This is a genomic window from uncultured Marinobacter sp. (assembly GCF_947488835.1).
GTDB lineage: Bacteria > Pseudomonadota > Gammaproteobacteria > Pseudomonadales > Oleiphilaceae > Marinobacter.
Genome location: NZ_CANLBK010000003.1, coordinates 398,546 through 424,588, shown reverse-complemented (window position 1 = coordinate 424,588; position 26,043 = coordinate 398,546). Strand labels below are relative to the sequence as shown.

General features: G+C 54.1%; 16 protein-coding genes. 7 read left to right on the top strand and 9 right to left on the bottom strand.

Annotated elements, in window-relative coordinates; translation table 11 throughout:
- Nucleotides 1-2: 2 nt before the first annotated feature.
- The 3 genes from yidD to rpmH are packed head-to-tail and all read right to left on the bottom strand — an operon-like array spanning nucleotide 3 to nucleotide 853.
- The gene (yidD, locus tag Q0824_RS13350) at nucleotides 3-296 is read right to left on the bottom strand and encodes a membrane protein insertion efficiency factor YidD (protein ID WP_298451489.1); all 294 of its coding nucleotides are present in this window, start codon (nucleotides 294-296) and stop codon (nucleotides 3-5) included.
- Nucleotides 296-703, bottom strand: a complete 408-nt coding sequence (gene rnpA, locus Q0824_RS13345; RefSeq protein WP_298451486.1) for a ribonuclease P protein component — start codon at nucleotides 701-703, stop codon at nucleotides 296-298. Before rnpA ends, yidD begins: the two co-directional genes overlap by 1 nt.
- 15 nt (nucleotides 704-718) lie before the next feature.
- Nucleotides 719-853, bottom strand: a complete 135-nt coding sequence (rpmH, locus tag Q0824_RS13340; RefSeq protein ID WP_008172542.1) for a 50S ribosomal protein L34 — start codon at nucleotides 851-853, stop codon at nucleotides 719-721.
- 680 nt (nucleotides 854-1,533) lie between these two features.
- Here rpmH and dnaA point away from each other — a divergent pair.
- From dnaA to gyrB, 5 genes are all read left to right on the top strand, one after another.
- Entirely contained in the window at nucleotides 1,534-3,000 is a 1,467-nt protein-coding gene (gene dnaA / locus Q0824_RS13335) for a chromosomal replication initiator protein DnaA (protein WP_298451483.1), read from the top strand.
- A 72-nt stretch (nucleotides 3,001-3,072) separates the two neighbouring features.
- Entirely contained in the window at nucleotides 3,073-4,176 is a 1,104-nt protein-coding gene (dnaN, locus tag Q0824_RS13330) for a DNA polymerase III subunit beta (RefSeq protein WP_298451481.1), read from the top strand.
- An 8-nt stretch (nucleotides 4,177-4,184) separates the two neighbouring features.
- Nucleotides 4,185-5,456 (top strand): AarF/ABC1/UbiB kinase family protein, encoded by a 1,272-nt coding sequence (locus Q0824_RS13325; protein WP_298451478.1) that lies wholly within the window; start codon nucleotides 4,185-4,187, stop codon nucleotides 5,454-5,456.
- Between the two features lie 129 nt (nucleotides 5,457-5,585).
- A complete protein-coding gene (gene recF / locus Q0824_RS13320; protein ID WP_298451475.1) occupies nucleotides 5,586-6,719 on the top strand; it encodes a DNA replication/repair protein RecF in 1,134 nt (377 codons plus the stop codon).
- A gap of 79 nt (nucleotides 6,720-6,798) precedes the next feature.
- The gene (gyrB, locus tag Q0824_RS13315; RefSeq protein WP_298451473.1) at nucleotides 6,799-9,213 is read left to right on the top strand and encodes a DNA topoisomerase (ATP-hydrolyzing) subunit B; all 2,415 of its coding nucleotides are present in this window, start codon (nucleotides 6,799-6,801) and stop codon (nucleotides 9,211-9,213) included.
- A gap of 118 nt (nucleotides 9,214-9,331) precedes the next feature.
- On the opposite strand, the gene Q0824_RS13310 is transcribed toward gyrB, so the two are convergent.
- The 3 genes from Q0824_RS13310 to Q0824_RS13300 form a co-directional block, all read right to left on the bottom strand.
- Nucleotides 9,332-10,069 carry a VC0807 family protein gene (locus tag Q0824_RS13310; RefSeq protein ID WP_298451470.1) on the bottom strand — a complete coding sequence of 246 codons (738 nt, stop codon included), beginning with the start codon at nucleotides 10,067-10,069 and terminating at the stop codon, nucleotides 9,332-9,334.
- A 112-nt stretch (nucleotides 10,070-10,181) separates the two neighbouring features.
- Nucleotides 10,182-11,459: an aspartate aminotransferase family protein gene (locus tag Q0824_RS13305; RefSeq protein ID WP_298451467.1), complete on the bottom strand. Its 1,278-nt coding sequence runs from the start codon at nucleotides 11,457-11,459 to the stop codon at nucleotides 10,182-10,184.
- A gap of 97 nt (nucleotides 11,460-11,556) precedes the next feature.
- A complete protein-coding gene (locus Q0824_RS13300; RefSeq protein ID WP_298451692.1) occupies nucleotides 11,557-13,290 on the bottom strand; it encodes an ABC transporter transmembrane domain-containing protein in 1,734 nt (577 codons plus the stop codon).
- Between the two features lie 108 nt (nucleotides 13,291-13,398).
- On the opposite strand from Q0824_RS13300, the gene Q0824_RS13295 reads away from it, so the two are divergent.
- Both Q0824_RS13295 and Q0824_RS13290 read left to right on the top strand, forming a co-directional pair.
- Nucleotides 13,399-15,204 (top strand): ABC transporter ATP-binding protein/permease, encoded by a 1,806-nt coding sequence (locus tag Q0824_RS13295; RefSeq protein ID WP_298451464.1) that lies wholly within the window; start codon nucleotides 13,399-13,401, stop codon nucleotides 15,202-15,204.
- Between the two features lie 84 nt (nucleotides 15,205-15,288).
- Entirely contained in the window at nucleotides 15,289-16,518 is a 1,230-nt protein-coding gene (locus tag Q0824_RS13290; protein WP_298451461.1) for a phage tail sheath subtilisin-like domain-containing protein, read from the top strand.
- On the opposite strand, the gene recD is transcribed toward Q0824_RS13290, so the two are convergent.
- From recD to recC, 3 genes are read right to left on the bottom strand one after another with little or no spacing between them, the layout of a single operon-like run.
- The gene (recD, locus tag Q0824_RS13285; RefSeq protein WP_298451458.1) at nucleotides 16,406-18,655 is read right to left on the bottom strand and encodes an exodeoxyribonuclease V subunit alpha; all 2,250 of its coding nucleotides are present in this window, start codon (nucleotides 18,653-18,655) and stop codon (nucleotides 16,406-16,408) included. The two genes, Q0824_RS13290 and recD, sit on opposite strands and share 113 nt — an antisense overlap.
- Nucleotides 18,652-22,380: an exodeoxyribonuclease V subunit beta gene (recB, locus tag Q0824_RS13280; protein WP_298451455.1), complete on the bottom strand. Its 3,729-nt coding sequence runs from the start codon at nucleotides 22,378-22,380 to the stop codon at nucleotides 18,652-18,654. The genes recD and recB overlap by 4 nt, the downstream gene beginning before the upstream one ends.
- Complete coding sequence (recC, locus tag Q0824_RS13275) at nucleotides 22,377-25,925, bottom strand: exodeoxyribonuclease V subunit gamma (protein ID WP_298451452.1); 3,549 nt, start codon at nucleotides 25,923-25,925, stop codon at nucleotides 22,377-22,379. The genes recB and recC overlap by 4 nt, the downstream gene beginning before the upstream one ends.
- Nucleotides 25,926-26,043 lie beyond the last annotated feature (118 nt).

Genomic DNA, 26,043 nt, shown 5'->3' with positions numbered 1-26,043 from the left:
AGTTACTGTCTGGTCTGGGTTGTTATTGGGGAATGGTCAGCCTGAGGGCAACAGGAAATTGTTTCTTCTGACTCTGCGTTTACCGTACCGGGTACCGGATCAAAACCGCCTTCGGCCCAAGGATGGCATTTCAACAGGCGTTTTATGGAAAGATATAGACCTTTCAGCGACCCGTGATGAGAAATGGCTTCTACAGCGTATTGTGAGCAGGTTGGGTAGTGGCGGCAATGATTGGCCATTAGCGGGCTGATGGCATATTGGTAGAAGCGGATGGGAAAAAGAAGCAACGTTCGCATTAACCTGTTCCCTTACCGGCAGAAGAACCTTCTGCTGGCCGAGATGGCGGTAGCTGATGATATTTCTTCGTTAGCCGATGCCAGAGACCATCCAGAGAAGCTCGGACTGCTTGATTGTCCATAGCTGCAAGCCCTTGGCGTCCAAGAACGATAATATCCATTCCGGGAAGTTCAGGCTGGTTACGGAAGGTTTCCCGTACCTGTCGTTTGATCCGATTTCGCTGAACTGACAGTTTCAGGTTCTTCTTTGCGAACACAAGACCAACCCTGGCATGTCCGAGATTATTCGGAGTAGCCAGGATCAGAAAATTCCTGTGCGGAACCTTCAGCTGTACGTCGTTGAAGACTTTGCCGTAATCAGCTGGCCGTAACAGGCGATGCGATTTCGGGAAATTCAAAGCCTTCATGAGGCGAACGACAGATTACGCAGACAGACGTGCACGGCCTTTGGCACGACGACGGGAAATTACCTTGCGGCCGTTGGCTGTTGCCATACGGGCACGGAATCCGTGAACGCGCTTACGCTTCAGTACGCTTGGTTGAAACGTTCTTTTCATGGTGACTATCTCACAATTCGTGTGTTGGACATTCAGGAAATGGCTTAAAAAATTAATAGCCAAAACAGGAGCGGCATTCTATGCAAATTCTGCGATGGGTTCAATGTTTATTGGTAGGGGCTTATGCCGATGCTGGATTGTACGTTTGGGAAGGTTGCAAAACAAACCAGGTGTGTGGGGGTGGTGAGCAGAATAATAGTAGTTATAGATCTTTTTAATATTCTTTAAAGAATTCTATTATTACTGTTATTAGATAGGTTGTTTTCTGTGGGTAACTCGAACTAAATCAACAAATTCAGTAGATTAAAGCATTCATAAAGCTCCGTACAAGTGGGGTTAAGCCCTGTGGATCAACTCATAATGAATTGTGGACAAGTGGGAATGACTGAAGAGGTGTGAGTTATCCACCGGATGACAGGGCGATTGCACACAGTGCTGAGGTGCGGTTGTGCACACAGGCTTGTGTGTAACTATTCTGATAGGTATTTTCTGTACACAAGGGTGTATATAAGTTTGTAAAATACTGATAAATATGCTGTTAAATTTCCACAGGGTGTTTATGGAGAGCCATTAGCTCTTTCGCTAGAAGGTCTGGCGGGGTAGAATCCGTGGTCATCTTTCGGGATCTGGCAGTTGTTGTCAGGTCCCAGAAATTTATGGGTTATCGGGAGCTGGCTGTCGTGCCGAACAGACTGTGGCATCAATGTCTTGAAGTACTCCGGGATGAGTTTCCCGCGCAACAGTTTAATACCTGGCTCAGGCCCCTTCAGTCTGATCACCGGGAAGGACAACTGATGTTGTTTGCTCCTAACCGTTTCGTGATGGACTGGGTCCATGAGAAGTATCTTCGTCGTATAGAGGAGGTGCTAAAGGATTTAAACGGGGGTCAGGCTCCAAGAGTAGGAATGAAAGTAGGCTCTGCTCCCCGGGAAAGTGAGCCGGTCGTGCGCTCGGAACTGGTTAAACAGGATTCCAGCAAGCGGATTCAGGAAGAGTCCGGTGGCAGAGTGACTGAAGAAGAAAAAGGTGTTGTAGTTACCTCAGGTGGTAATCGGCAATCACAGCTTAATGAATACACATCTAACGGTGGGCGCAGGCCGGTTCAAGTAGAAGGCGATATCAAACACCAGAGCTTTCTGAACGAAGGCTTTACGTTTGACACCTTTGTAGAGGGCAAGTCGAACCAACTCGCGCGGGCGGCCTCCATGCAGGTTGCTGAGAACCCCGGTGGTGCATATAACCCATTGTTCCTGTATGGCGGTGTGGGTCTGGGTAAGACTCACCTGATGCACGCGATCGGTAACGACATCGTGCGTCGCAACCCTAATGCGAAGGTTGCTTACTTGCGGTCAGAACGATTCGTTGCCGATATGGTTAAGGCGCTGCAACTGAACGCTATCAACGAATTCAAGCGGTATTACCGGTCAGTCGATGCGTTGCTGATTGATGATATCCAGTTTTTTGCCCGTAAAGAGCGTTCACAAGAAGAGTTCTTCCATACCTTTAATGCGTTATTGGAAGGTGGCCAGCAGGTTATCGTAACCTGTGACCGGTTTCCAAAAGAAATTGTGGATATGGAAGAACGTCTCAAGTCTCGGTTTGGTTGGGGGCTTACGGTGATGGTTGAGCCGCCCGAGCTGGAAACGCGGGTTGCGATACTGATGAAGAAAGCTGAGCAAACCAATGTTAAATTGAGTAGCGAAGCGGCTTTTTTTATTGCCCAAAAAATACGATCGAACGTACGAGAGCTCGAAGGGGCGCTTCGTTTGGTGATAGCGAATGCTCACTTCACCGGGTCGGAGATTACGCCACCGTTTATTCGGGAAAGCCTGAAAGATCTGCTTGCCCTTCACGAGAAGCAAGTGAGCATAGATAACATTCAGCGCACTGTGGCAGAGTACTATAAAATTAAAGTTGCGGACCTGCATTCCAAGCGGCGTACCCGAGTGATAACCCGGCCTAGACAGGTAGCTATGTCGCTATCCAAAGAGCTGACGAATCACAGCCTGCCGGAAATTGGTGATGCGTTTGGTGGTCGAGATCACACCACCGTTTTGCATGCGTGCAAGAAAATCCTGGAACTTCAGGAAACAGATCCGGGGATCCGCGAGGACTATCAAAATTTTATGAGATTGCTGACCACCTGACTTCGTAGCAGAAGAGGTGTTAAGCCGTAAGCAAATTACATTCATCCTTCCAACTATAGAAAGCTGAGTGACATGAAACTGACGATCAGCCGTGAATCCCTGCTCATACCTTTGCAAAGCATTGCCGGTGTTGTTGAAAAAAAGCAGACCATGCCGGTGCTGTCCAACGTACTGCTGGTAGCCGAAGACAATACCCTGGTTCTGACCGGGACAAACATGGAAGTCGAGTTGGTCGGGCGGGTGACACCTGTCCATGTTGACCAGCCCGGGCGCATCACCGTGCCTGCCCGTAAACTTTCAGATATCTGTCGGTCTCTTGGAGACGAAGCGCCAATCGAGCTTGTGCTGGAAGGCGATCGTTTGCATGTGCGATGCGGGGCAAGTCATTTTACCTTGTCTACCCTGCCTGCTGAGCATTTTCCCAATGTGGAAGATGAGCCTGAGAGTTTCCGGTTGGAATTGCCACAGAAAGAACTCAGGCGCATGTTCGACGCGACGGCTTTCGCCATGGCCCAGCAGGATGTGCGTTACTATCTAAACGGGTTGCTATTGGAAGTGGATAATGACCACGTGCGCACAGTCGCCACCGATGGTCACCGTTTGGCGATGGCCCACGTGCAGTTGAATACCGGTTGTGCCGAACCCCGTCAGGTGATTGTGCCCCGTAAGGGCGTGCTTGAGCTGTCGCGGCTGCTGGATGATGTGGAAACACCCGTCACTCTGGTTATTGGTGATAACCATCTGCGAGCGACTGTCGGGTCTTACACGTTTACCTCCAAACTGATTGAAGGCAAGTTCCCGGACTATAATCGGGTGATTCCCCGTGGCGGTGACAAAATCGTGTTGGCAGATCGTGCCACGCTTAAAAACACCCTTCAGCGCGCCGGAATTTTGTCACATGAGAATATTCGCGGTGTGCGTTTAAACCTGGCCACTAACGAATTGCAGGTGTTTGCGAACAACCCGGATCAGGAACAGGCCGAAGACGCGCTGCCGGTGGATTATCAGGGCGAATCACTACAGATAGGTTTTAATGTAGGCTATCTGATAGATGTAATGAACGCGCTGGATGATGAGCAGGTGAAAATCACTCTATCGAATCCCAACAGCAGCGCATTGATCGAATCGCAAACGGATAACCGCTGCCTTTATGTGGTTATGCCGATGAGGCTATAGGAGAAGTGATGGGCACCGTAACGAACGGAATCAAAGGCGCATTCAGAATTGGGCAAACACTTTCTGTATTAGGCCGAACCGGTGTCAATTGGGTCAGGGGGGATCGCCCTCCTGCCCCGCGTATGTTGCGCCAGACCTTTGAGTCACTAGGCGCAACCTACATCAAGCTTGGGCAGTTCATTGCCAGTTCGCCGACCTTCTTCCCGAAAGAGTATGTGGAGGAATTTCAGTACTGCCTCGATCGCACCCCCAATTTGCCGTATGGCATTATTAAGGGAATTATCAGTAAAGAGCTGGATCGACCGATTGATCAGGTGTTCTCCGAGATTGATCCGGTAGCCCTGGCTTCTGCCTCCATCGCGCAGGTGCATGCCGCGCGCCTCGTAACTGGCGAAGACGTAGTCATAAAAGTTCAAAAGCCAGGTGTTGAAAATATCCTGCTGACCGACCTGAACTTTCTGTATCTCTCGGCACGCATTCTTGAAACCCTTGCACCTAAACTCTCCTGGACATCTCTCTCAGGTATCGTTGAAGAAATTCAACGCACCATGATGGAGGAGTGTGACTTCATTAAAGAGGCTAATAACCTCAAAGTGTTCCGGAAGTTCCTCCACGATACCCATAATGAAGATGCAACAGTTCCTGCTGTATATGAGCATGCAAGTACTCGCCGGATACTGACGATGGAGCGGTTCCATGGTGTACCCCTAACCGACCTGGAGAGTATCCGCGGTTATGCAAAAGATCCGGAGCGGACGCTGATCACCGCAATGAATACCTGGTTTTCCAGCCTTACGAAGTGCGAATTTTTTCATGCAGACGTACACGCGGGCAACTTAATGGTACTTAGAGATGGGCGCGTAGGGTTTATCGATTTTGGTATCGTTGGCCGTATTCGCCCAGATACTTGGGAGGCGGTTAGCGATTTTATATCGTCTGTGATGGTTGGAAATTTCGATGGTATGGCAGACGCCATGATTCGTATAGGGATAACCAGCCAAACGGTGAAAGTCGACGATTTGGCAGCGGATTTGCGCAAGCTTTACCAGCAAATGGATAAGATGGTCCCAGATCATGTGCCTTATCAAGCGGACCAAGCAGAAGACGATGTGAATAATATCCTTATGGATATGGTGAAGGTGGGCGAAAGCCATGGCTTGCATTTCCCGCGGGAATTCGCCCTGTTATTGAAGCAATTCCTGTATTTTGATCGTTACGTACATATTCTTGCGCCGGAGATGGATGTCTTTATGGACGATCGCCTGAACATGCTCCACTGAAGGCAGAAGTCGCCTTCGCCAGCCTTGTTTTGTACACTAGAGGGCAGCACCCCACGTAATCCGTGAGTTGTTGCCTTTTTTCGTGGATACCTTCCATTCCTCTTGCTGCCGCGACGAGCTTTGCTTCCTATGGCGCTGGTAAAACTTCATACCGAGTTTTTTCGCAACCTCTCCCCTGCTGAACCTGTTTCATTCTCACCGTCATTCAACTTTCTTTACGGTGCTAATGGCAGCGGTAAAACCAGCGTGCTAGAGGCGATTGGTTATCTGGGCTTGGGTCGTTCCTTTCGTGTCAGTCGGCATCAGGCGGTCGTACAGCATGGGCAACAGCGTTTCACTGTATTTGGAGGTTTGGACCATGGGCTTGATAAGCCGCGTGATAATTTAGCAGAAGGAACTCTTGCCCATCGTTTGGGTATTTCCCGCGATGTGGTACAGAAGGAAACCACATTGCGGGTCGATGGGGAAAGCGTACGCAGCCTTTCCTCACTTGCGATGCACTTGCCCGTTTCAGTCATAGATCCTGGTGTGTTTGATATTGTTGCGGGTGGGCCGGGAAAGCGTCGGCAATTTCTGGATTGGGCAGTGTTCCACGTGGAACCTTCTTTTGCATCAAGCTGGCAACAGTGCCAGAGAGTTACATCACAGCGGAATCAAACGCTGAGAAATGGTAGACTAGACGAATCCATGATGCGTATCTGGGATACCCAGTACGTGGCACTGAGCGAACGAATTAGCGACGCCCGAAAGACGGCCTTTGACCAGTTCAAACGTGCCTTCGACAATCTGGTTCACGAAGTGGATGTAAGTTGGACAGACGGGCTGAAACTTGAGTTCTATCCCGGATGGGACACGAGTCAGTCACTGGCGGATGTATTGGTCCGCCACAGGGAGCAGGAAGCCCGCATGGGGCACACCCTTTATGGGCCAAACCGTGCTGACATCCGCATCAAGTATCAGGGACGACCGGTAGCGGAAACCTTTTCTCGCGGCCAACAGAAGACCCTCGTTATTCTGATGAAGATTGCCCAGAGTATGGTGTTAAATGATCTTGGAAAGCAGGTTAGCTTTCTGGTCGACGATATTAACGCCGAGTTGGATGAGAGCCATAGAACCATGCTGGCTCGAAAGTTACAGCAGTTACGTTGCCAGGTATTTATTACCGCCATTGAACATCCTGATCCGGAGATACTGTGGCAGAATAATCAGATACCTGATTACCGAATGTTCCACGTGGAACATGGCAAATTGAAGGAAGAATAAAACCGGCCTACCAACCTTATAGCTGCGCCAAAAGGCGGTTTGAGGATTGCGCCGGCCCTTACGCTTCAGGAGTTACCTAATGAGTGAATCGAGCTATAATTCGGCCAGTATCAAAGTCCTGAAGGGGCTGGATGCGGTGCGAAAAAGGCCAGGAATGTACATTGGCGATACCGATGATGGCACTGGCCTGCATCACATGGTGTTTGAACTGGTGGATAACTCCATCGATGAAGCTCTGGCCGGACACTGTACTGAGATAGGGATCATTATTCACCCGGACGAGTCTGTAAGCGTTCAGGATAATGGTCGGGGTATTCCGGTGGATATCCACGAGGAAGAAGGCGTATCCGCAGCAGAAGTTATTATGACCGTGCTACATGCCGGGGGTAAGTTTGATGACAACTCCTACAAGGTATCCGGTGGCCTTCACGGTGTAGGCGTTTCGGTTGTAAACGCCTTGTCCTCTACCCTTACCCTGACTATCCGTCGCGATGGCAAGGTGTATGAACAGGTTTATACACACGGTGTGCCCAATGCGCCTTTGGCACCTGTTGGCGATACGGAAGCGTCTGGCACTCGAGTGCATTTCATTCCGTCCCCGGAAACTTTTTCTACTATTGAGTTCCACTACGAAATCCTGGCAAAGCGCATCCGGGAACTGGCGTTTTTGAACAGCGGCGTTCGTATCCGCCTGACGGATGAGCGTAGTGGCAAAGAAGAAATCTTTGAGTATGAAGGCGGGTTGAGAGCGTTTGTTGAGCATCTCAATACCAATAAAACGCCCATTAACCGGGTTTTCCATTTCACCCGGGAGCGTGAAGACGGCATCGTGGTTGAAGTTGCCATGCAGTGGAATGATGCATTCCAGGAAAATATTTACTGTTTCACTAATAACATTCCCCAGCGGGATGGTGGTACCCACCTGGCTGGCTTCCGTGCAGCACTTACCCGCTCTTTGAATAACTACATTGAACAGGAAGGCCTGGGCAAGAAAGCTAAGGTGAGCACCTCTGGCGACGACGCGCGTGAAGGCCTCACAGCCATCATCAGTGTGAAAGTTCCTGATCCCAAGTTCTCCTCACAAACCAAAGATAAACTGGTGTCTTCAGAAGTAAAAACGGCGGTTGAGCAGGAGCTCTATCAGAGCTTTGCCGAATACCTTCAAGAGCAGCCTAACGAAGCCAAACTGATCGTTAACAAGATGATTGAAGCGGCGCGTGCCCGTGAAGCGGCCCGTAAGGCACGGGATATGACCCGACGTAAGGGCGCTTTGGATATCGCGGGTTTGCCCGGCAAGCTCGCTGATTGCCAGGAGAAAGACCCCGCTCTTTCTGAACTGTTCATAGTGGAGGGTGACTCGGCCGGCGGAAGCGCCAAACAGGGCCGAGACCGCAAAACGCAGGCTATTCTGCCGCTGAAAGGTAAGATCCTGAACGTAGAGAAAGCACGCTTCGACAAAATGCTGTCTTCCGCTGAAGTGGGCACTCTGATTACGGCTCTTGGTTGTGGCATTGGTCGAGAGGAGTTCAATCCTGATAAACTCCGGTATCACTCCATCATTATCATGACGGACGCCGATGTGGATGGTTCCCACATCCGCACGTTGCTACTGACGTTCCTGTTCCGCCAAATGCGTGAAATTATTGAACGTGGTCACGTCTTTATTGCCATGCCTCCCCTGTATAAGGTCAAACGTGGCAAACAGGAACAGTACTTGAAGGATGAAAAGGCAATGGAAGCCTATCTCACCCAGACATCTCTGGAAGGTGCACAGCTGTTCGTGAACCCCGAAGCGCCGTCCATCAAGGATTCCGCTCTTGAAACTATGGTGAAGGATTATCAGGCCGTGATGGCTATGATTGAGCGGCTGTCCCGCGCTTATCCTGCCAAGGTGTTGGAGCAGATGCTGCATAACGACACTCTGAAATCAGAGCAACTGAAAGATGAACAAGCGGTTGCTGCCTGGGCAAGTCGTCTTGGTGAAGGCCTGGATATAGATACCCGTACCGGTACCAAATTCACGTTCTCAGTCAGCAAGGATTCCGAGCGCGGTCTGTTCCTGCCTAAGGTGACGATTCATGTTCACGGCATTCCTACTGAATATGTGTTTAGCCATGATTTCTTCGACTCACCGTCTTATGGTGCAATTGCGCGCCTTGGCGAGACTCTGAACGGACTTATCGAAGACGGTGCGTACGTTCAGCGTGGCGAGCGCAAGCAGGCGGTGTTGTCGTTTGAAGGAGCGCTGGACTGGTTGATGAAGGAAGCGCAGCGAGGCCTGAGCATTCAGCGCTACAAGGGTTTGGGAGAGATGAACCCGGATCAGCTGTGGGAAACCACCATGGATCCAGATAGCCGCCGCATGATGAAAGTGAAGATTGATGATGCTGTCGCAGCAGATCAGATCTTTACAACATTGATGGGTGATGATGTAGAGCCGCGTCGAGATTTTATCCAGGCTCACGCTTTGGAAGTGCACAATCTCGACATCTGATCAGGCCTAAAGCAGGTAATGAAAAAGCGGCCAGAGTAGTATTGCTCTGGCCGCTTTTTTTGTACCTTAAATCCGGGTATCTCGTTGGATTACATCGTGATTTTCGGGAATTTTCAGGCTACTGCCTGGACTTTTCTTTCTCTGCCAAATGAGGCGCCATCACGTCTTCCAGGGTGTAGCCTGTAAGCCGGCGGATGGTTCTCCAAAGGTAATAGAAAATGAGCATCATCATGACCATAGAGGGAATGGCGATCATCGGGTAACTCACCAGAGTCATCCTGCCAAGCTCCTCATTGAATGCCTGGGTACCAGAGGGGCTGACGACAATCCAGCGGGCCAGAACATAGTTCATAATGGAGGAAAACAGGAAGGTTCCTGCAAAAAAGTAACTGGCATTCAACAAGCGCCCTTCAAACTCCGCTACACGATTGTTCTCCTCCAGGGACTCCTGAATTTTTTCCACGTCAAGAACGTTGGGGTTATAAAGAAGAGTACGAACCAAGGGGTATTTGGTGCGGGTAGAGGCAAGTACCGCGAGGCCGATGATTGCGGGAATAGCTGCTTCCTTTATGGCAAGCCAGCCGGCGTCCAGTTCAAGCAAGCCGATACCGCCTGTGAGCCCCACACTGATCAGGCCCAGCAGAGCGATAAAGTTTTTCTTCCTGTAGCGAATCAGCTCAAAAAGGCCCCACCCCAGTGGAAAGGCCAAACCAAGAATCAGGGCATTAACACTGCCTAGATGCTCGTCGCCACTGAACTTCATCAGGATAACGGATGGGATGATAATGCTGACCAGAAGATCAACCCAAGGTCTCGGTTTGTGGTCGGGCATTGATGTGGTATTTGGTGCGGTCATGGCTCTGCCTGGTTGGTGAAACAGCTCAGGTCAGTATACGACGAACGCCATAAAAAAGCCGAACCCGCAGGTTCGGCTTAGGTCACAAATGATCAAGCTAAAACGTAATGTATCAGGCGCCGACTTCTTTCAGGCACTCTTCAACGATGGCCAAGCCTTCTTCAAGGATGCTGTCCTCAATGGTTACCGGCATGAGGAAGCGCAAGGTATTACCGTACATGCCACAGCTCAGAAGGATCAGGCCCTTCTCTTTGGCCTTCTTGGTAATTGCTGCAGCCATATCTGGTAAAGGCTTACGGCTTTCTTTGCTTTCAACCATTTCGAATGCCGCCATAGGCCCTAGTCCACGCACATTGTCTACATGAGTAAACTGCTCCTGCCATTGGGTAAAGCGCTGATTCAGCTTTTCACCAAGGCGTATGCTTTTGCCCAGGATATCTTCTTCCTTGAATACCTCGAATACCGCAAGGGCAGCCGCACAAGCTGTCGGGCTGCCGGTATAAGTCCCACCCAATGAATTCGGCCCTGAGGAGTCCATGTGTTTGTCGGTGCCAACGATCGCGGAAATGGGCATACCATCGGCCATACTCTTCGCCATGGTAATGATGTCTGCCTCAACGCCACTATGCTCCAGAGCAAACATCTTGCCGGTGCGGCCAAAGCCACTCTGAACTTCGTCCACAATCAGCAGGATGCCGTTGTCGTCACAAATCTTCCGGAGCGCTTTCAGGAAGCTGGTGGGTGCTGCGTAAAAACCACCCTCACCCAATACCGGCTCAAGCACGATCGCAGCTGTCTGGTCTGCCGGAGAGTCGGCCTTCATGGTCATCTGCAGACCACGCAGCGCTTCTTCCTCCGTCACACCGTGGTATGGCACAGGATAAGGTGCGCGGAATACACTGCCTGGCATCGGGCCAAAGTCTGTCTGGTAAGGTGCGGCCTTGCCATTCATTGCCATGGTCATGAAGGTACGGCCGTGGTAACCACCGTTGAAGCAGATTACGTTGGTGCGGCCGGTGGCTGCACGGGCAATTTTAAGGGCGTTCTCCAGTGCTTCAGCACCGGAGTTGGCCAGCATTACTTTTGCGTGGCCTTTTACCGGCGTGACTTCGCTCAGCTTCTGCGCCAGACGCACGTAGCCCTCATAGGGCATAACGGTCTGGCAGGTGTGCATCAGCTTATCAAGCTGGGCTTTTATGGCCGCCACTATTTTCGGGTGCCGGTGGCCGATGTTAAGCACACCTATGCCACCCGCAAAATCGATCATGCGTTTTCCGTCAGCGTCCCACAGTTCTGCGTTGGTTGCGTGATCAGCAAATTGCTCGTTAGGGCTCGCCGCGCCCGCTGCAACATAGCGTTCTTTGAGTGCCTGAAGTTCTTTGTTGCTCACTTTGCCATTCTCCCTGTGTCTCTGTTTAAAACAGTCTCGTTAACCAGTGTAGGGAGTAGAACGGAATGACACAAACTGACCACATTGAAAAGAGTGATCATACTGACTGCTCCCGGAATTGCAGATCTGCCAAACGGCGGTAGAGTTCGTTCTCCTGCATCAACTCATCATGTGTGCCAACGGCTAACAGGCGACCCTGATCCAGAACCGCTATTCGGTCCGCATTACGTACAGTAGCCAGTCTGTGGGCGATCACAAGAGTGGTTCTACCGGATGTCAGGGCAGGCATCGTTTGTTGGATCAAGCTCTCGCTTTCAGCATCCAGCGCGCTGGTGGCTTCATCCAATAGCAGAATGGGTGCGTCGGCCAGTAGCGCACGGGCAATGGCCAGCCGTTGCTTCTGGCCGCCCGAAAGCCCTAATCCGGCATCACCCAGCTGTGAGTGATAGCCTTCGGGCAACTTTTCAATGAACTCATGGGCGTGAGCAATGCGAGCCGCTTTTTCTACGTCGCCCTGGCTGGCGCCAGGGCGTGCATAGCGGATGTTGTCGATCACGGTGCCGTGGAACAGAGCGGGGTTCTGGGGCACGAGTGCAAAGCATCCTCTGAGCGCCTCGAGAGAAACCGTGGCACTGTCTGTGCCATCAATATGAATGGTGCCGCTGTCGGGTTGATAGAAATGCAATAGGAGATCAAACAGTGTGGATTTACCGGCCCCGGAAGGTCCAACCAGCGCCAGAGTCTCTCCGGCACGAACCTGCAGGCTAATATCGCTCAGTGCAGGGTGTTCGCTCCGACCGGGATAACTGAAGTTAAGCCCGTCGATGGTGATTTCTCCGGTAATTTCCCCGGGAAATTCATTTCCTTGTTCTGCAGGCCGATCAAAAGCCGGCTTTGTTTGCAGAAGCTCAAAAAGCCTGGCCGCGGAGCCTGCAGCCCGTTGCAGTTCACCGATGACCTCGCTGATCGCCCCAGCGGCTACGCCTACCAGCAAGCTGTAAAACAAAAATGCAGCCAGCTCCCCCGGGGAAATTCGGCCGTGGATAACATCAAGACCGCCAATCCAGATCACTATGCCTACGGCCCCCATCACCAGTGAAATGGCCAAGGTGGTTAACCAGGCGCGCTGGGTGATACGGGCTCGGGCTATCTCAAAAGCCCGTTCGGAAACCTCGGAAAAGAACCGCCGGTCGTGGGGCTGATGATTGAAGGCTTGAACCGTTTTAATCTGAGTGAGGTTTTCCCCCACGTAGCTACCCACATCGGCCACCCTGTCCTGGCTGAGCCGGGATAGCTGCCGAACCCGGCGACCGAAAAACAGGATGGGGGCAATAACCAGAGGGAAACCCAGCAAAATGATCCCGGCGAGCTTGGCGTTGGTGATGAACAGCAGAGCCAAACCACCTATCAGCATCAGCGCATTGCGCAAGGCAATAGAGACAGTTGAGCCGATCACCGATTGCAGAACGGTGGTGTCGGCAGTAAATCGAGACTGTATTTCCAGAGCACGGTTCTGCTCGAAGAACCCCGGGTGCAGGTCAATAAGGTGATTGAACACTTGCTTGCGGATATCGGCGACCACGCGCTCACCTATCCAGGACACCAGATAAAAGCGCGCGAAGGAACCAAAAGCCAGCCCCAACACCAGTATGAAGAACAGGCCAACCGCCCGGGCCAGGTTTTCGGGTGATTGGGTAGCCAGGCCTTGATCCACAAGAATTCTAAGCCCCTGCCCCAAGCCAAGGGTGATGCCTGCGGTGATGACAAGTGCCACCAAGGCGCCCGCAACCGCTTTGCGGTAGGGAATAATAAAGCCGATGACGAGTTTCAGGGCCTGCCGGTGACGAGTGTTAATGATGTGACTCCTGAAGTTGAGGTGCAGTAATATCCACAGGCCTTATCATACGCTTGTCCTCTCCGTAAAAATGAAGGAAGTCTCTTGCGCGCATACGCTGACAGTGATTACCCCGCTAACCACAAGCCCGACTGGAAAGTGATCGCCGGGCTCTGGCCTTATCTAGCCGAGTTCCGTGGGCGAGTAGCCTTGTCTGTTGCATTCCTGATACTGGCAAAACTGGCGACGGTCGCAACCCCCGTGGCGCTGAAATATATAGTGGATTATCTGGATCAGGGCCGCGAGGCTGAGCTGTTGCTGTGGATTCCCATCGTGCTGGTGGTTGCCTACGGAACCTTGAGGTTTAGCAGCACGCTGTTCGGTGAGCTGCGGGATGCAGTATTTGCACGAGTTGCCGAGCGTGCCATGCGGCGGGTGTCGCTGCGGGTGTTCCGTCATCTGCATGATCGGGAATTGGCTTTCCATCTCGATCGCAAAACCGGGGGGCTGGCCCGGGACATTGAAAGGGGAACCACCGGCATTAGTTTTCTGCTGCGTTTTACCCTGTTCAATATAGTTCCCACCCTGCTGGAAATTCTGATGGTGGCGGGCATTCTATTTGTGGCGTTTAACGCCAGCTATGTGTTTGCCATTCTTATCGCGGTAGTGGTGTATGTGGTTTTTTCGATCAGAGTCACCGAGTGGCGAACCAAGTTCGTGCGTGAGGCAAACGCCCGTGACAATCAGTCTAACTCCCGTGCTATCGACAGCCTGCTCAACTACGAAACCGTTAAATATTTTAATAACGAAAAATTCGAAGCCGAACTTTACGATGAAAATCTTGAAGGCTGGGAGAAAGCCCGTCTGAAAAACCGTCTGTCCCTGGCGGCGCTAAACTCTGGCCAGGCGCTTATCATTGGTTTGGCCATGATAACCATGATGGTTATGGCCGTAAGAGAAGTTGCCACTGGTGCTATAACCCTGGGCGATTTCACCATGATCAACGCCTATCTGCTTCAACTGTTTATTCCATTGAACGCTCTGGGCTTTGTGTACCGGGAAATTCGCCAGTCTCTGGTGAATGTGGAGCGTCTGTTTGGATTGCTGGGTGAAACACCGGCGATTGAAGACGCGCCCGAGGCTTCGGCGCTCGTTGTGAACAAAGGCGAGATAGGCTTTCATCACGTGCATTTCGCTTACCGTTCAGATCGCCCGATTTTGCAGGATGTGGACTTCACCATTCCTGCAGGTCACACCTTGGCCGTTGTAGGCGCCAGCGGTGCCGGTAAATCCACCCTCGCCCGCCTGCTGTTCCGTTTTTTTGACGTGGATAGAGGCAGCATCACCATCGATGGCCAGGACATTCGCGAGGTGAGTCAGGACAGCCTGCGCTCTGCAATCGGAGTGGTTCCCCAAGACACCGTTCTGTTCAACGATACCCTGTACAGCAACCTCGCATACGGCCGGCCAGAGGCTACCGAAGCGGAGGTCCATCATGCTGCGAAACAGGCGCGGCTGGACGACTTCATTCGTAGTCTGCCAGAAGGTTACGACACCAAAGTGGGCGAGCGGGGGCTTAAACTCTCCGGCGGTGAAAAGCAGCGAGTGGCCATTGCCCGAGTGTTGCTGAAAAACCCGCCGTTATTGATTCTCGACGAAGCCACCTCATCACTGGATTCCATCTCAGAACAGGCAATCCTGGATGCCTTGAACGAAGTCAGTCGGCAGCGCACCACCCTTGTTATCGCCCACCGCTTATCTACTGTGCGTGATGCCGATACGATTCTTGTAATGGATCACGGCAAGATTGTGGAAAGTGGCAGCCACAGCGAGTTGTTGGCGCGGAATGGCTACTACGCCCGATTGTGGCTGCAGCAACAACATAGTGATGAAGAAGAGGAGAGTGTTTAAGTTAACCTGGCCGATATGTAGAGCTAAGAATTGTGGTCTATGGTGAGTTTAAGCTGTTCGATGGATTGTTTGCAGGGAACGACTATGCCAACACGTCTGAGATACCCCGGCGTTTATGTTGAGGAAACATCCTCGGGAGTGAACACCATAGCGGGTGTGCCGACATCAATAACGCTCTTTATCGGTATGGCCCGCCAAGGTGATCTGAACCGCCCGACTATCATTCGAGGGTTTGGCGAGTTTGAGCAGATCTTCGGCGTTGATGTTTCTTATGGCGAAATTGCGCTGCAAGTTAAACAGTTTTTCCTCAACGGCGGTTCCAAGGCGATCGTAGTGCGCATTGAAGGTGACGACGGAAACACGCCTGAACTCGTCGACTACGAAAACGCCTTCAGTACGGTTGAGTCTGAAGTAGATACATTCAATTTACTGACCTTGCCTCGGGGTTTGGCGCAGACGGATGACCAACGGCAACAACTGTGGGGCACGGCTAGCGTATTCTGCCAGCGCCAACGGGCGTTTTTGATTGTTGACCCCCAGGGCGACTGGCAAACGGCGGCTGAGGCTGCAGCCGGGGTTGCAGAGATGCGTATCGGAAATGTTATCGACCATGCCGCCATCTACTGGCCTCGTACCATGGCCGCTTCTTCGACTTTGCCTATTGATCCGGCCGGCACCATCGCGGGCATTATGTCGCGTACCGACACTCAGCGCGGCGTCTGGAAAGCACCGGCGGGTAAGGATGCTGCTATTCTGGGTGTGACAGGCTTAGAGCATGTGATTACGAGTGCCGATAACAGCATAACGAACCCCCAGGGAATCAACGCGCTGCGCCAATTTGCCGGCGGCGCGATGGTCTGGGGTGCGCGTACTATGGCCGGCTTTGAACATTCGGGGGAGAGCGAATATAAATATATCTCCGTCCGCCGCACGGCGCTGTTCATTGAGGAAAGCCTTTCCCGTGGACTGGAATTGGCCATGACCGAGCCAAATGGCGAGCGCTTGTGGGCGCAGGTACGGATAGCTGTCAGCGCCTTTATGCACAGCCTATTTCAACTGGGTGCATTTCAAGGTGCGAAGGCATCTGAAGCCTGGTTTGTACGCTGCGATTCCAGCACCACCACGCAGAGCGATATCGACTTGGGCCGCGTTAATCTGTTGGTGGGCTTTGCTCCTATGCGCCCGGCAGAGTTCGTTGTTCTCAAGATTCAGCAGAGTCTTGGCTTGCCTCCTCCAACTCAGGCACCAATCCAGACGCCAACACCGACGCTAACCCGGAAGCGCGTACTACCCTCTGGGCGACGCCGTCGCTGAACACGCTGGCATCGCCGGGAATCAGGCTAAACCAGTTCTTAGCACGGGTGATACCGGTATAGACCAGTTCCCGTGTGAGTACGGGGCTGAGGCGATCTGGCAGTACCATACAGGTGTGATTGAACTCCGAGCCCTGGGATTTATGCACGGTCATGGCGTACACGGTTTCCAATTGTTGCAGTCGGCTGGGTGATATCCAGCGGATGTCGCCGCTGCCGTCACTGCTGGGAAAGGCCACGCGTAATACTGGCTGTGGTTGCTCGTCGTTGTTCTTGTCGCTAGCTCCCCAAGGCAGGCTGAAGGTAATGCCCACATCGCCGTTCATCAGGCCCAGGTTGTAATCATTTCCGGTAATCAGCACCGGGCGCCCGGCGTACCAGCCCTCTGCCCGTGGAATCAGCCTTTGCTTGAGCAAGTGGTGGGCGATGAGTTCGTTGAGCCCTTCTACACCCCAAGGGCCGCGGCGCAGAGCGCAGAGCACCTGAAAATCACTGAAGGCCTCCAACACGGATCTTGCCAGCTCGTCCCACTGCTCTGTTGTGCTGTTTCCGTCCAGAGTGTGGCTCTGCATCAGGGATAAGTAATGACGGTAGCCGACGGGTGGTGGCAGAGGTTGGTTGTTGGCATCGATGCGCCCTTCCCCGTTATTGTGGAAAGCTTCCGGGCTGCCACTGACCGCATGGCGGCAGATGAGCGCCTGAGCGTCTTCCTGAGAGGGTTTGTTAGTACTGCCATTCAGCCACACGACATCCTCAAAACCGGCGCTGCGAGCCTGCTGAAGCATGCTGTCGCTCAAGGTGTTGGTGTTGACCGCCTCGGCCAGTTGGCGAATGCCACTGCCTTCGGCAAAACGATAACTCTTGCGTAACATGGCCACCGCCTGATCCAGCGGCTGGCCTTCGGAGTTTTGCAGGCTTTCAGGGATGTCGGTGCCGGTGATGGCTTTTAACCATTGCACCGTGGCGGGCAGGTAATGCCCATCTGGCGCGCGCTGGCACAACTCACCTAAAACTGCGCCGGCGTCTACCGAGGCCAGCTGATCCTTGTCGCCCAGCAGTATGAGCTGAGCGTTGGCCGGCAGGGCGTCAAATACCGATGCCATCATATCCAGATCCACCATCGAGGCTTCGTCGATCACCAGGATATCCACCAGCAGTGGATTGTCGCGGTTATGGCGAAATTTGCGGGTGTCCGGGCGGCTGCCTAGAAGCCTGTGGAGTGTGGTCACTTTGGTGGGAATGTCCGCCAGAGACACTTGCCCTGGCAACTGCGCCAGTGGTAGACGGCTGACGGCACCGCCGATCGATTCGTTCAATCGGGCTGCGGCTTTGCCTGTGGGTGCTGCCAGGCGAATACGGTATTTGCGCCCATCCCGCTCGCTGGATTCGCCTGCGACGGACTGCAGGGCTGCCAGCAAATTTACTACAGTGGTGGTTTTGCCGGTGCCGGGGCCTCCGGTAATAACGGCGAACCGATTGCGGGCGGTCAAGGCACAGGCGAGCTTTTGATAATCCACCGGAGAACCCTGTGATTTAAACAGTACGTCCAGAGATTTGCTCAGTGTTATGGCAGCTGCTGAAGACGGGTCTGCGAGGGTGGACGGCTGCGCCAGTCGCTGCAGAATGCCGGCGGCAATGTGCTGCTCGTAACGCCAGAACCGGCGCAGGTAGAGGCGAGTACCACTCAATATCAGAGGCGTAGTATGTGAACCATCACTTACCGCCAGAGCCATGCCCAGAGCATCCAAGCATTGTTCCGTGGATACGCGAGCCAGTACTTCTTCGGGGCCATTGAGGTTGCTGTCGGCGTTTTCTTGCTCCTCCGTTGGCAAGGAGAGAGTGCTGTTTGCATCGGCTAGCAGATCAGCCAGATCCACACACACGTGGCCCCGGCCAACCTGATGGGATGTCAGTGCCGCAAGCAGCAAAACCAGAGGTTGCGGTGCTTCGCCCTGCTCTTCCGACAGATCCTGAATCAACCGCGCAAAGCGTACATCCAGAGGGCGAATCCAGCCGGCTTGCTGCCAGCTATCCAGAAGCTCCAGAACAGTTTCGGTTTGCTCCAAGGCCAGGCCAGTGTCTTCGGCTTCGTCCAGATCAAAGGAAAACTGGTTTTCGGTATTCCTTGTCTTACTCATGCCGCTACCTCCCCGGCTGCCTTGCCATCGAACATAGCATCCAGTTGTTCAATCAATTCTCTGGGTGGTTTGTCGGTAAACGCCCCGGCTCCCGGCGCGTTCACGCCGCGCAAAAACAGATACACCGCGCCGCCGATGTGTTGGTCGTAGTCGTAATCCGGCAGGCGAGCCTTCAATAAACGGTGCAGAGCCAGCAGATAGAGGATGTACTGCAGGTCGTAGCGTTTCTCCAGAATCGCCTCGCCCATGGCCTGATCTGTGTAGGCGCTATCGTTATCGCCAAGATAGTTGGATTTGTAGTCCAGCACGTAATATTGCCCGTTATGTTCAAACACCAGGTCGATAAAGCCTTTCAACATGCCGTTGAAGCGCCCGTCATCCACTCGCGGTCGGTCCGCGCCGTTGAGGGTGTGTTGAGTCACCAGTTTGTCCATGGCTCGCGTGCTTACGTTACGACTCTCAAACCAGAACTCCAGTTCCGGGCGCAGAGTGTCAAGGGCGGTCAGGCTGACGCTTTCACCGCCATTGCGACTCAATGGCAGTGGCTGGCGAATGAGCGCAAGTATCCAGTTTTCAAGCGTATCTACCCAGTCAGTCCAGCCCCGCGTGCTGCAACGGCGAATGAGCTGTTCACGTAAGTGTTCGGGGTTATCCACAATGTGTTGCAGGCCCTGTTGTACGCACCACTCCAACAGATCGTGCAGGAAGGTGCCTGGGCCTGCGCCTTTCGGGAAATTGTGCAGGCTGTGGCTGAGCAGAATCGCTGTGTCCTCATCCTCAGGGTTGTGAGCGCCCTCTTCCAGCAGGTTCTGGGTTTCGGCGTCTTCTACTTCTCCGGCGAAGGCTATGCCTGTGCCAGAGAGACTGCTGTATTCCAGTGACGAGTAGCTGGCAATCCACCAGTCTTCACGTGCTTCGCGGGTTGAGGTTAATGCAGGGCCGAGTGCTGCAGGTTCGGCTGGGGTGTAGCGCAATGCTGTCGCTGCCGGCAGTGGTTCTGTGCATAACTCAGTGTGGCTATTAACCAGTTGTGCGAGCGCCTCACTCAAGGGATGTTGCGCTGCAGGTTCCTCTCCCAGCAGATAACCCAGGCCGCTGAGGTGCCAATTCTCGATCTCGGCAACGCCGACCCAGGTGGCAAAGCGGGCGCGGGTCAGAGCCACGTAGAGTTTGCGAATGTCCTCGCCGAGCCGCTCCTGATCTGCTCGGGCAACGTCTTCCGGTGTTGGATCAAATACGGTGATCAGTTTTGAGTTGTAATCGTGATAGCGCACGAACGATTGTTTTTCGCTTTGAGCGCGGAAGGCTGCGCCGAAGGGCAGGAACACCAAGGGATATTCCAGGCCTTTCGATTTGTGCACGGTAATCACTTTCACCAGACCGGCATCGCTTTCCAGGCGCAGGGTGCGGTGTTCGTCCTCTTCGTCTGCCGCCCGCAGAATCTGGGTGTAGTGATGCACCAGTGCATGTTCGCCGTCCAGTTGCAGGCTGTCTTGTTGCAATAGTTCGGCAATGTGCAAAATGTCGGTCAGCCGGCGTTCGCCCTCGGGGTGCTGTAGCAGACGGCCGGGTACATCAAAGTCCATCAGGAAGCTGCGCAGCATGGGCAGTACGCCTTGGCTCTGCCATTGCTTCTGATAGCCCATAAAGCGGTCAATTTCCCGCTCCAGCGCCATCTCGTCGGTCAATAGCTGGTCAAGATAGCGCCAGGGCAAGCCGAGCGTGGGGGTGGCAAGAGCGGCCCGGGCGTAGGCCAGTTGCCGCGGCTCGGCAAAGGCTTTAAGCCAGCACAGCACTTCCTTTGATTCCTGAGAAGTAAGCACCGAATCCCGGTCAGACAGGTACACACTCTTGATGCGCCTTTGGCCCAGAGCATCCCGCACTGCCGCCGCTTCTTTGCGATTATTCACCAGAATGGCGATGTCTTTGGGCTCAACTGGCTCCAGGTCTTCTTTGTTCTCTTCGAGAGCAAATCCTGCCAGCCCTTGTTGGCCAAGTGTCAGCAGGCGGGCAATTTCGCTGGCGCAGGTTTCGGCTACATCCGTTGTGGCAGCGCCTTTAGCGAGGCCTTTACGATTGCCATTTTTGTCCTCCTGATCGCTTTCCAGTGACCATAGGGTGAGGCTGGGCTGTACCTCGCCATTCACCGACCACAGGCGCTTGGTGCCGTTGGCGTCTACCCCCTGAAATGGCAGGGGTGAGGTATCGCCTTTGCCGAAGAGGAAGGCACCTTCCGGGCTGTTGAGGTCGCCATGTTCAAATACCCGGTTGACCGCTGTCACCATGGGTTTGGACGAACGGAAGTTGCGGCCCAGTGTCCAGGTGCGGTCGCGGGCGCCTGTGCGGGCGTCCAAGTAAGTGTAGATGTCGGCGCCGCGGAAGCCGTAAATGGCCTGTTTTGGGTCGCCGATCATCAGCAGGCAGGTATCCGGATGATTCTCTGAAACCCGGTAAATGCGGTTGAAGATGCGGTATTGCACCGGATCCGTGTCCTGAAATTCATCGATCAGCGCCACCGGGAACTGGCGACGAATGGTGGCTGCCAGTTGATCACCACGGGAGCCATGAAGGGCATCGTCAAGCCGTGTGAGCAGGTCGTCAAAACCCATTTCCGAGCGCTTTTGCTTTTCCGATTCCAGCCGCGCTGCAATCCAGCGGCTGGCGTGCCGGAGAATGTCGGCCTCGGCGCTGGGCAGGCTCTGGCTGAATTCGATCAGCTCTGCAATGGCATCAAAAGCGGGATGATGGGGTGCATCGCCCTCGCCTTTGAGTTTTGTGGGCAGTATGTCTGGTGTCTGGTTCTGGAAACCGGCTTTGTCCAGACCCTCCGGGTAAAGCTCATCGGAGGCGGCCCACTCCAGCAGTGTGTCCCAGGCGGCAATCATCGGCTTCATGCTGCCACCGTGCAGGCGTTTGCTCTTGTTGAGCGCAATCAGCATGTCGGTGACTTCAGGCTTCCAGTCTGCCCAGGGGTTGGCTTTCAGAGCCTGAGCCTGCTCCATGCGCTTTTGCACAGTGGCTTCGATGGCTTGCTTAACATCGTCGGTGGCGACGTCGAAAGAATCAGCGTCGCCAAGCAGGTTATGCACAGCGGCACGCAAGTTGTCCGGGGTTTTCCAGTGGCTCAACACTTCGTCCATCAGTACTGGCGACAGCGGGTAGATAAAGGTGCGCCAGTAATCCCGCGCGACTTCATCGAGCAGTTCACTTTGGTCGGTTTCCAGTGACAGGCGGAACAGGCTGCCGCTATCGAACGCATGCTCGGTGAGCATCCGGTTACACCAGGCGTGAATGGTGGACACCGCAGCCTCGTCCATCCATTCGGCGGCCAGTAGCAGTTTTTTGCGGCAGTCCGGCCAGGTTGCCGGATCGGGATAGCTGTTATCCCGGAGTTGGTGGATCAGTGCGGTTTCCGGCGTGGGTTGGAGGCTTTCTCCATTGCTGGAAAACACCTCGGCCGCTTGTGTGAGCCGGGTGCGGATACGATCCCGAAGTTCCTTGGTTGCGGCATCAGTGAAGGTGACCACCAGCAGGTTGGGCGGCAACATGCCGGCAGCCAGGGGGCTGCCCTCGGGTTGTCCGTGGCCCAGCACAAAACGCACGTACAGAATGGCGATGGTGAAGGTTTTTCCGGTACCCGCACTGGCCTCAATCAGGCTGCTGCCGTTCAGGGGAAGCGCCAGTGGATCAAGGTTCGGGTTTTTCGTCACGGTTGTAGCCGTCATAGCTTGCCCTCAATCTGACCAGCGGCGGATTTATCCTGTTCGGCCTCCCAAAGGGGCACATAAAGCGCGTGCAGCAAGGCCTCAAATTCATCGCTTTCCATCAGGGCTTCTGCGCTTTCAAAAGCGCCTCGTAAATAGCCAGTGTCCCGCTCCAAAGCAGTGGCGTATGTCTGCTGGGCATCGCTGATGGCGCGTTCGTGGTCACCCAGGAATTTCTTGCTCTGGTAGAAGCTGTAAATCCAGGCAAATCCGGCCTCACAGTGCAGCGGTAACGCGCGGGTGCTGGCTTCTATCCAGTGCGCCAGTATGGCGTCCAGATGCTTGGCGGCGGTTTCTCTTGGTAATGGTGCAAAGCGTACTTTCCGGCCTTCTTCCTTGCCCAGAATCAGGGTTTCAAACGGTTGTGTGGTCAGTTGCCCGGCCAGATGAATTACCCAGTCCCGCATCAGGTTGGCGTAGCGGAGCTTTTTGCTGCTACCGCTGCCGGTAAGCAAGCTGGAACCGGCGATAACCAGCCGGCAGATCTTGCCTTCGTGGTTGCGGCGCAGGTTGTTAATCAAGTCCAGCACCTCTACCGATCCGGTGCTGTTGGCCAGCTTGTACTCAAACGTTAACGGCTCGTTGATCGTTTCGGGCCATTCCGCCAGTGCGCTTTGATAGCGCTGGAACAGATCCGGCAAGCGGCCGGAGAGGTCGCTGCGCAATCTGTGTTCGGTGACGCCCATACCCAGGTCGCCACGCCGTGCCATGCGATCCAACGTGCTTTCCAGCCGCTCGTGCAGGTCGTCTTCATTACTGGCTTTCAGAAGACCTTGCTCAATCAGTTCGGTATCCAGGCGCCAACGATCAAGGCCGTTCAACTCAAAGTTCTCGTTATCCGTGTCGTCGTCTTCCACATCCTCGAAACGCACCTGCAAACGGCGCTGATAAAACGTATCCACAGGCTTTTTCAGAAAGCCAGCGAGATCGTTGAGGGTGATGGGTTCCTCGGGTTGCTGATACGGCAGGGCCGTTTGCGGCTCGCGCCGCTCTTCTGCTTCGTTGCCATGAGCGCCGCGCCATTCGTGCTCGTAGGTGAACAGGCTGCGCGCATGCTGTACCTGGGGGAAATAATCCCGGCTGAACGGTTGCAGCGGGTGGCTGGTGGTCAGTGCGGCGGTTACGGAATCCTTTGGTTTTCCTGGCACCTGCCACAAGCTGTCGAGATGATCTTGCAGCTGGCCGACCAGTACGGACGGTGGCCGCGGCGAGTCGTCGCGAATGCTGCGCCCTACCCAGCTGATGTACAGCTGCTCGCGGGCTGAGTGCATGGCTTCGAGAAACAGGTAGCGGTCGTCTTCCCGGCGAGAACGATCACCCGGCCGGTAATCCTGAGCCATTAGATCAAAATCCACTGGTGGCCGCGAGCGCGGGTAGTCCCCGTCGTTCATGCCCAGCAGGCACACTTTACGGAAGGGAATCGCACGCATGGGCATGAGTGTGGCGAAGTTTACCTTGCCGGCCAAAAAGCGCTGGTTCAGACCGCCCTCATCCAGGCCTTCCAGTAAAACGTCCTTCACGATATTCAGCGGTAGCGATTGTTCATCCAGCCCTGCGGCCATCGTGTCTTCCAGCCACTGCTCCAGCTGCCGGCGAAAGCGGTTCAGCAGCAACAGATCATGCCCTTCTACCTTGTGGAAAAACTGCTCCAGCATGGTGGAAAAGAGTTCTTCCCACTCTTGGGGTGTGCGGCTTGCCTGCAACTCTTGCCATAAGGTTTCCAGGCGATACACAAACTCGCCAAGTCGCCCAGCCAGGCTGGCTTGCAGCCCGCCGATTTCGCCGTAGGGCTGAACACCTGCCCAAGGCTCATCGTCGCCCATGCCATAACCTAACAGCATGGAGCGCAGGCCCGATTGCCAGGTGTTGCGATCCAGACCGGCAGGTAGTTCAAGACTTTCCCGGTGAGCACTGTGCAGGCCCCAGCGAATGTTAGCGCCTTCCACCCAGCGCCGTGCCAAGGGGATTTCCTCTTCGGCAATTTCAAAGCGATCGCGAACCCCGGGCACTTCCAGCAGGCTGATGATCTCACTCACCCCGAAACGGCTGCGGGGCAACGACATGAGCGTTTCCAGGGCAATCAACACAGGCTCGTGGTGGCGTTGGCCCTGATCGGAAATGGTGAACGGAATGTGGCGCTTGAGGCCGGAAGTGTAGCGACCAAACACCGCCTGAATATGGGGCGCATAGACGTTGATATCCGGCACCATCACCATCACATCCCGGGGCCGCAAAGTGGCATCTGCGTTGAAGGCAGCCAGCAGCTGATCGTGCAGAATCTCCACTTCCCGTTGCGGGCTGTGGGCATCGTGGAAGGCTATGGAATGGTCGTGATCCAGATCGAGTTCGCGCTGTTCATTCCGGATTTCCTGAAGGGGCGTCAGATTGTAGATGTCATTTTGAAGCTGATGCAGCAGGCAGGGAGCCTGATCCGATCCGTGTTCGGAGAAGATATCGATCTTTTGATCTGGCGTCTGGAAGCTGGCGCGATACTCATCCGGATTGTCGAATTCATCCAGCAAACGAATGTAGTCCCGGCCCTGCTTTCCCCAAGCTGCCAGCAGTGGATTTGCGTGCTGATGCAGCTGGTCGGCATCTTCAATCTTCGACAGTGTCTGGTGAACCTTGCCTCGCTTGCGTTCGGCTTTCAGTAATTCGCGGTCGCTGACAATATCCGCCCAGTAGAACTGCGACGGGTTGTGAACGCACAGTACCACCTGGCTGAAACGGCTCAGCACATATAGAGCTTCCAAAGCTTGGCGCGGCAGCGACGAAACCCCGAATACTACGATGCGCTTGGGCAAACGGCTCGGATGAGCAGGCGCAGTAATTCGCTGACCTTCAGCCATAAACCGTGTGTGAATCTGCGAACGGCTGGTGTGGGCTTCAGCGCCTGTGTCTTCCACCAGCTTGCGCCAGAGCATCGGTTGCCAAAGGGTATCGTCCTCAACCGGCTTTTCTTCGCCGCGAGCGGTGATCACCACATCCCGGCCCTGCTCCCAGGCGGCCAGCCAGTCAGCGCGGAACACCTGATACTGGTCGAACAAATCCGCTACTTTTTCGGCCAACTGGAATGCTCGCAAATCCGTATCACTGCCTTCCAGAAAGCGCGCCAGCGGGTTGAATACGTCGTCTGTATGAACCAGTTCCGGTAGTAGCCGATACAGCCGCCACACCAATCGGCGCTTATCAAAGGGGGATTGCTCCGGCACCTCACCATCCGGCAGTACGGCCCGGTAGGCTTGCCAGATAAAACGCGCGGGGAACAGAAAATCCATACCCGCAGCTATGCCCAAACCACCTTCGCTGCCATCTTCTGAACGCTTTTCTGCCAGCGCCAGCTTCAACCACTGGGCAATACCGTTGCTCTGCACCAGAAACGTCTCGCTCTGTAGCGGCGGCAGTGGGTTCTGCTGGCAGATAAACACCACCGCCCGGCGCAGGTCTTCGAGATGGTTTGCGTGGACGGCGTGAAAACCGGGGGTGATGGCAGAATGTACGGGCATGCTTTTCCTTATCGGATTATCGTATCAACCGTGATCAGGGCATTGTGCTTGCAGCAAGTAGTAAAGAGTACCGCAACTGATGAGAGAATCAGACTAGGTGCCGTGGACAATATAATGA

Excerpts from the sequence above, each read along its gene's own strand:
- yidD (WP_298451489.1), bottom strand. The coding sequence starts at position 296 with ATGCGAACGTTGCTTCTTTTTCCCATCCGCTTCTACCAATATGCCATC.
- rnpA (WP_298451486.1), bottom strand. The coding sequence starts at position 703 with ATGAAGGCTTTGAATTTCCCGAAATCGCATCGCCTGTTACGGCCAGCT.
- rpmH (WP_008172542.1), bottom strand. The coding sequence starts at position 853 with ATGAAAAGAACGTTTCAACCAAGCGTACTGAAGCGTAAGCGCGTTCAC.
- dnaN (WP_298451481.1), top strand. The coding sequence starts at position 3,073 with ATGAAACTGACGATCAGCCGTGAATCCCTGCTCATACCTTTGCAAAGC.
- Q0824_RS13325 (WP_298451478.1), top strand. The coding sequence starts at position 4,185 with ATGGGCACCGTAACGAACGGAATCAAAGGCGCATTCAGAATTGGGCAA.
- recF (WP_298451475.1), top strand. The coding sequence starts at position 5,586 with ATGGCGCTGGTAAAACTTCATACCGAGTTTTTTCGCAACCTCTCCCCT.
- gyrB (WP_298451473.1), top strand. The coding sequence starts at position 6,799 with ATGAGTGAATCGAGCTATAATTCGGCCAGTATCAAAGTCCTGAAGGGG.
- Q0824_RS13310 (WP_298451470.1), bottom strand. The coding sequence starts at position 10,069 with ATGACCGCACCAAATACCACATCAATGCCCGACCACAAACCGAGACCT.
- Q0824_RS13290 (WP_298451461.1), top strand. The coding sequence starts at position 15,289 with ATGCCAACACGTCTGAGATACCCCGGCGTTTATGTTGAGGAAACATCC.
- recD (WP_298451458.1), bottom strand. The coding sequence starts at position 18,655 with ATGAGTAAGACAAGGAATACCGAAAACCAGTTTTCCTTTGATCTGGAC.
- recB (WP_298451455.1), bottom strand. The coding sequence starts at position 22,380 with ATGACGGCTACAACCGTGACGAAAAACCCGAACCTTGATCCACTGGCG.
- recC (WP_298451452.1), bottom strand. The coding sequence starts at position 25,925 with ATGCCCGTACATTCTGCCATCACCCCCGGTTTTCACGCCGTCCACGCA.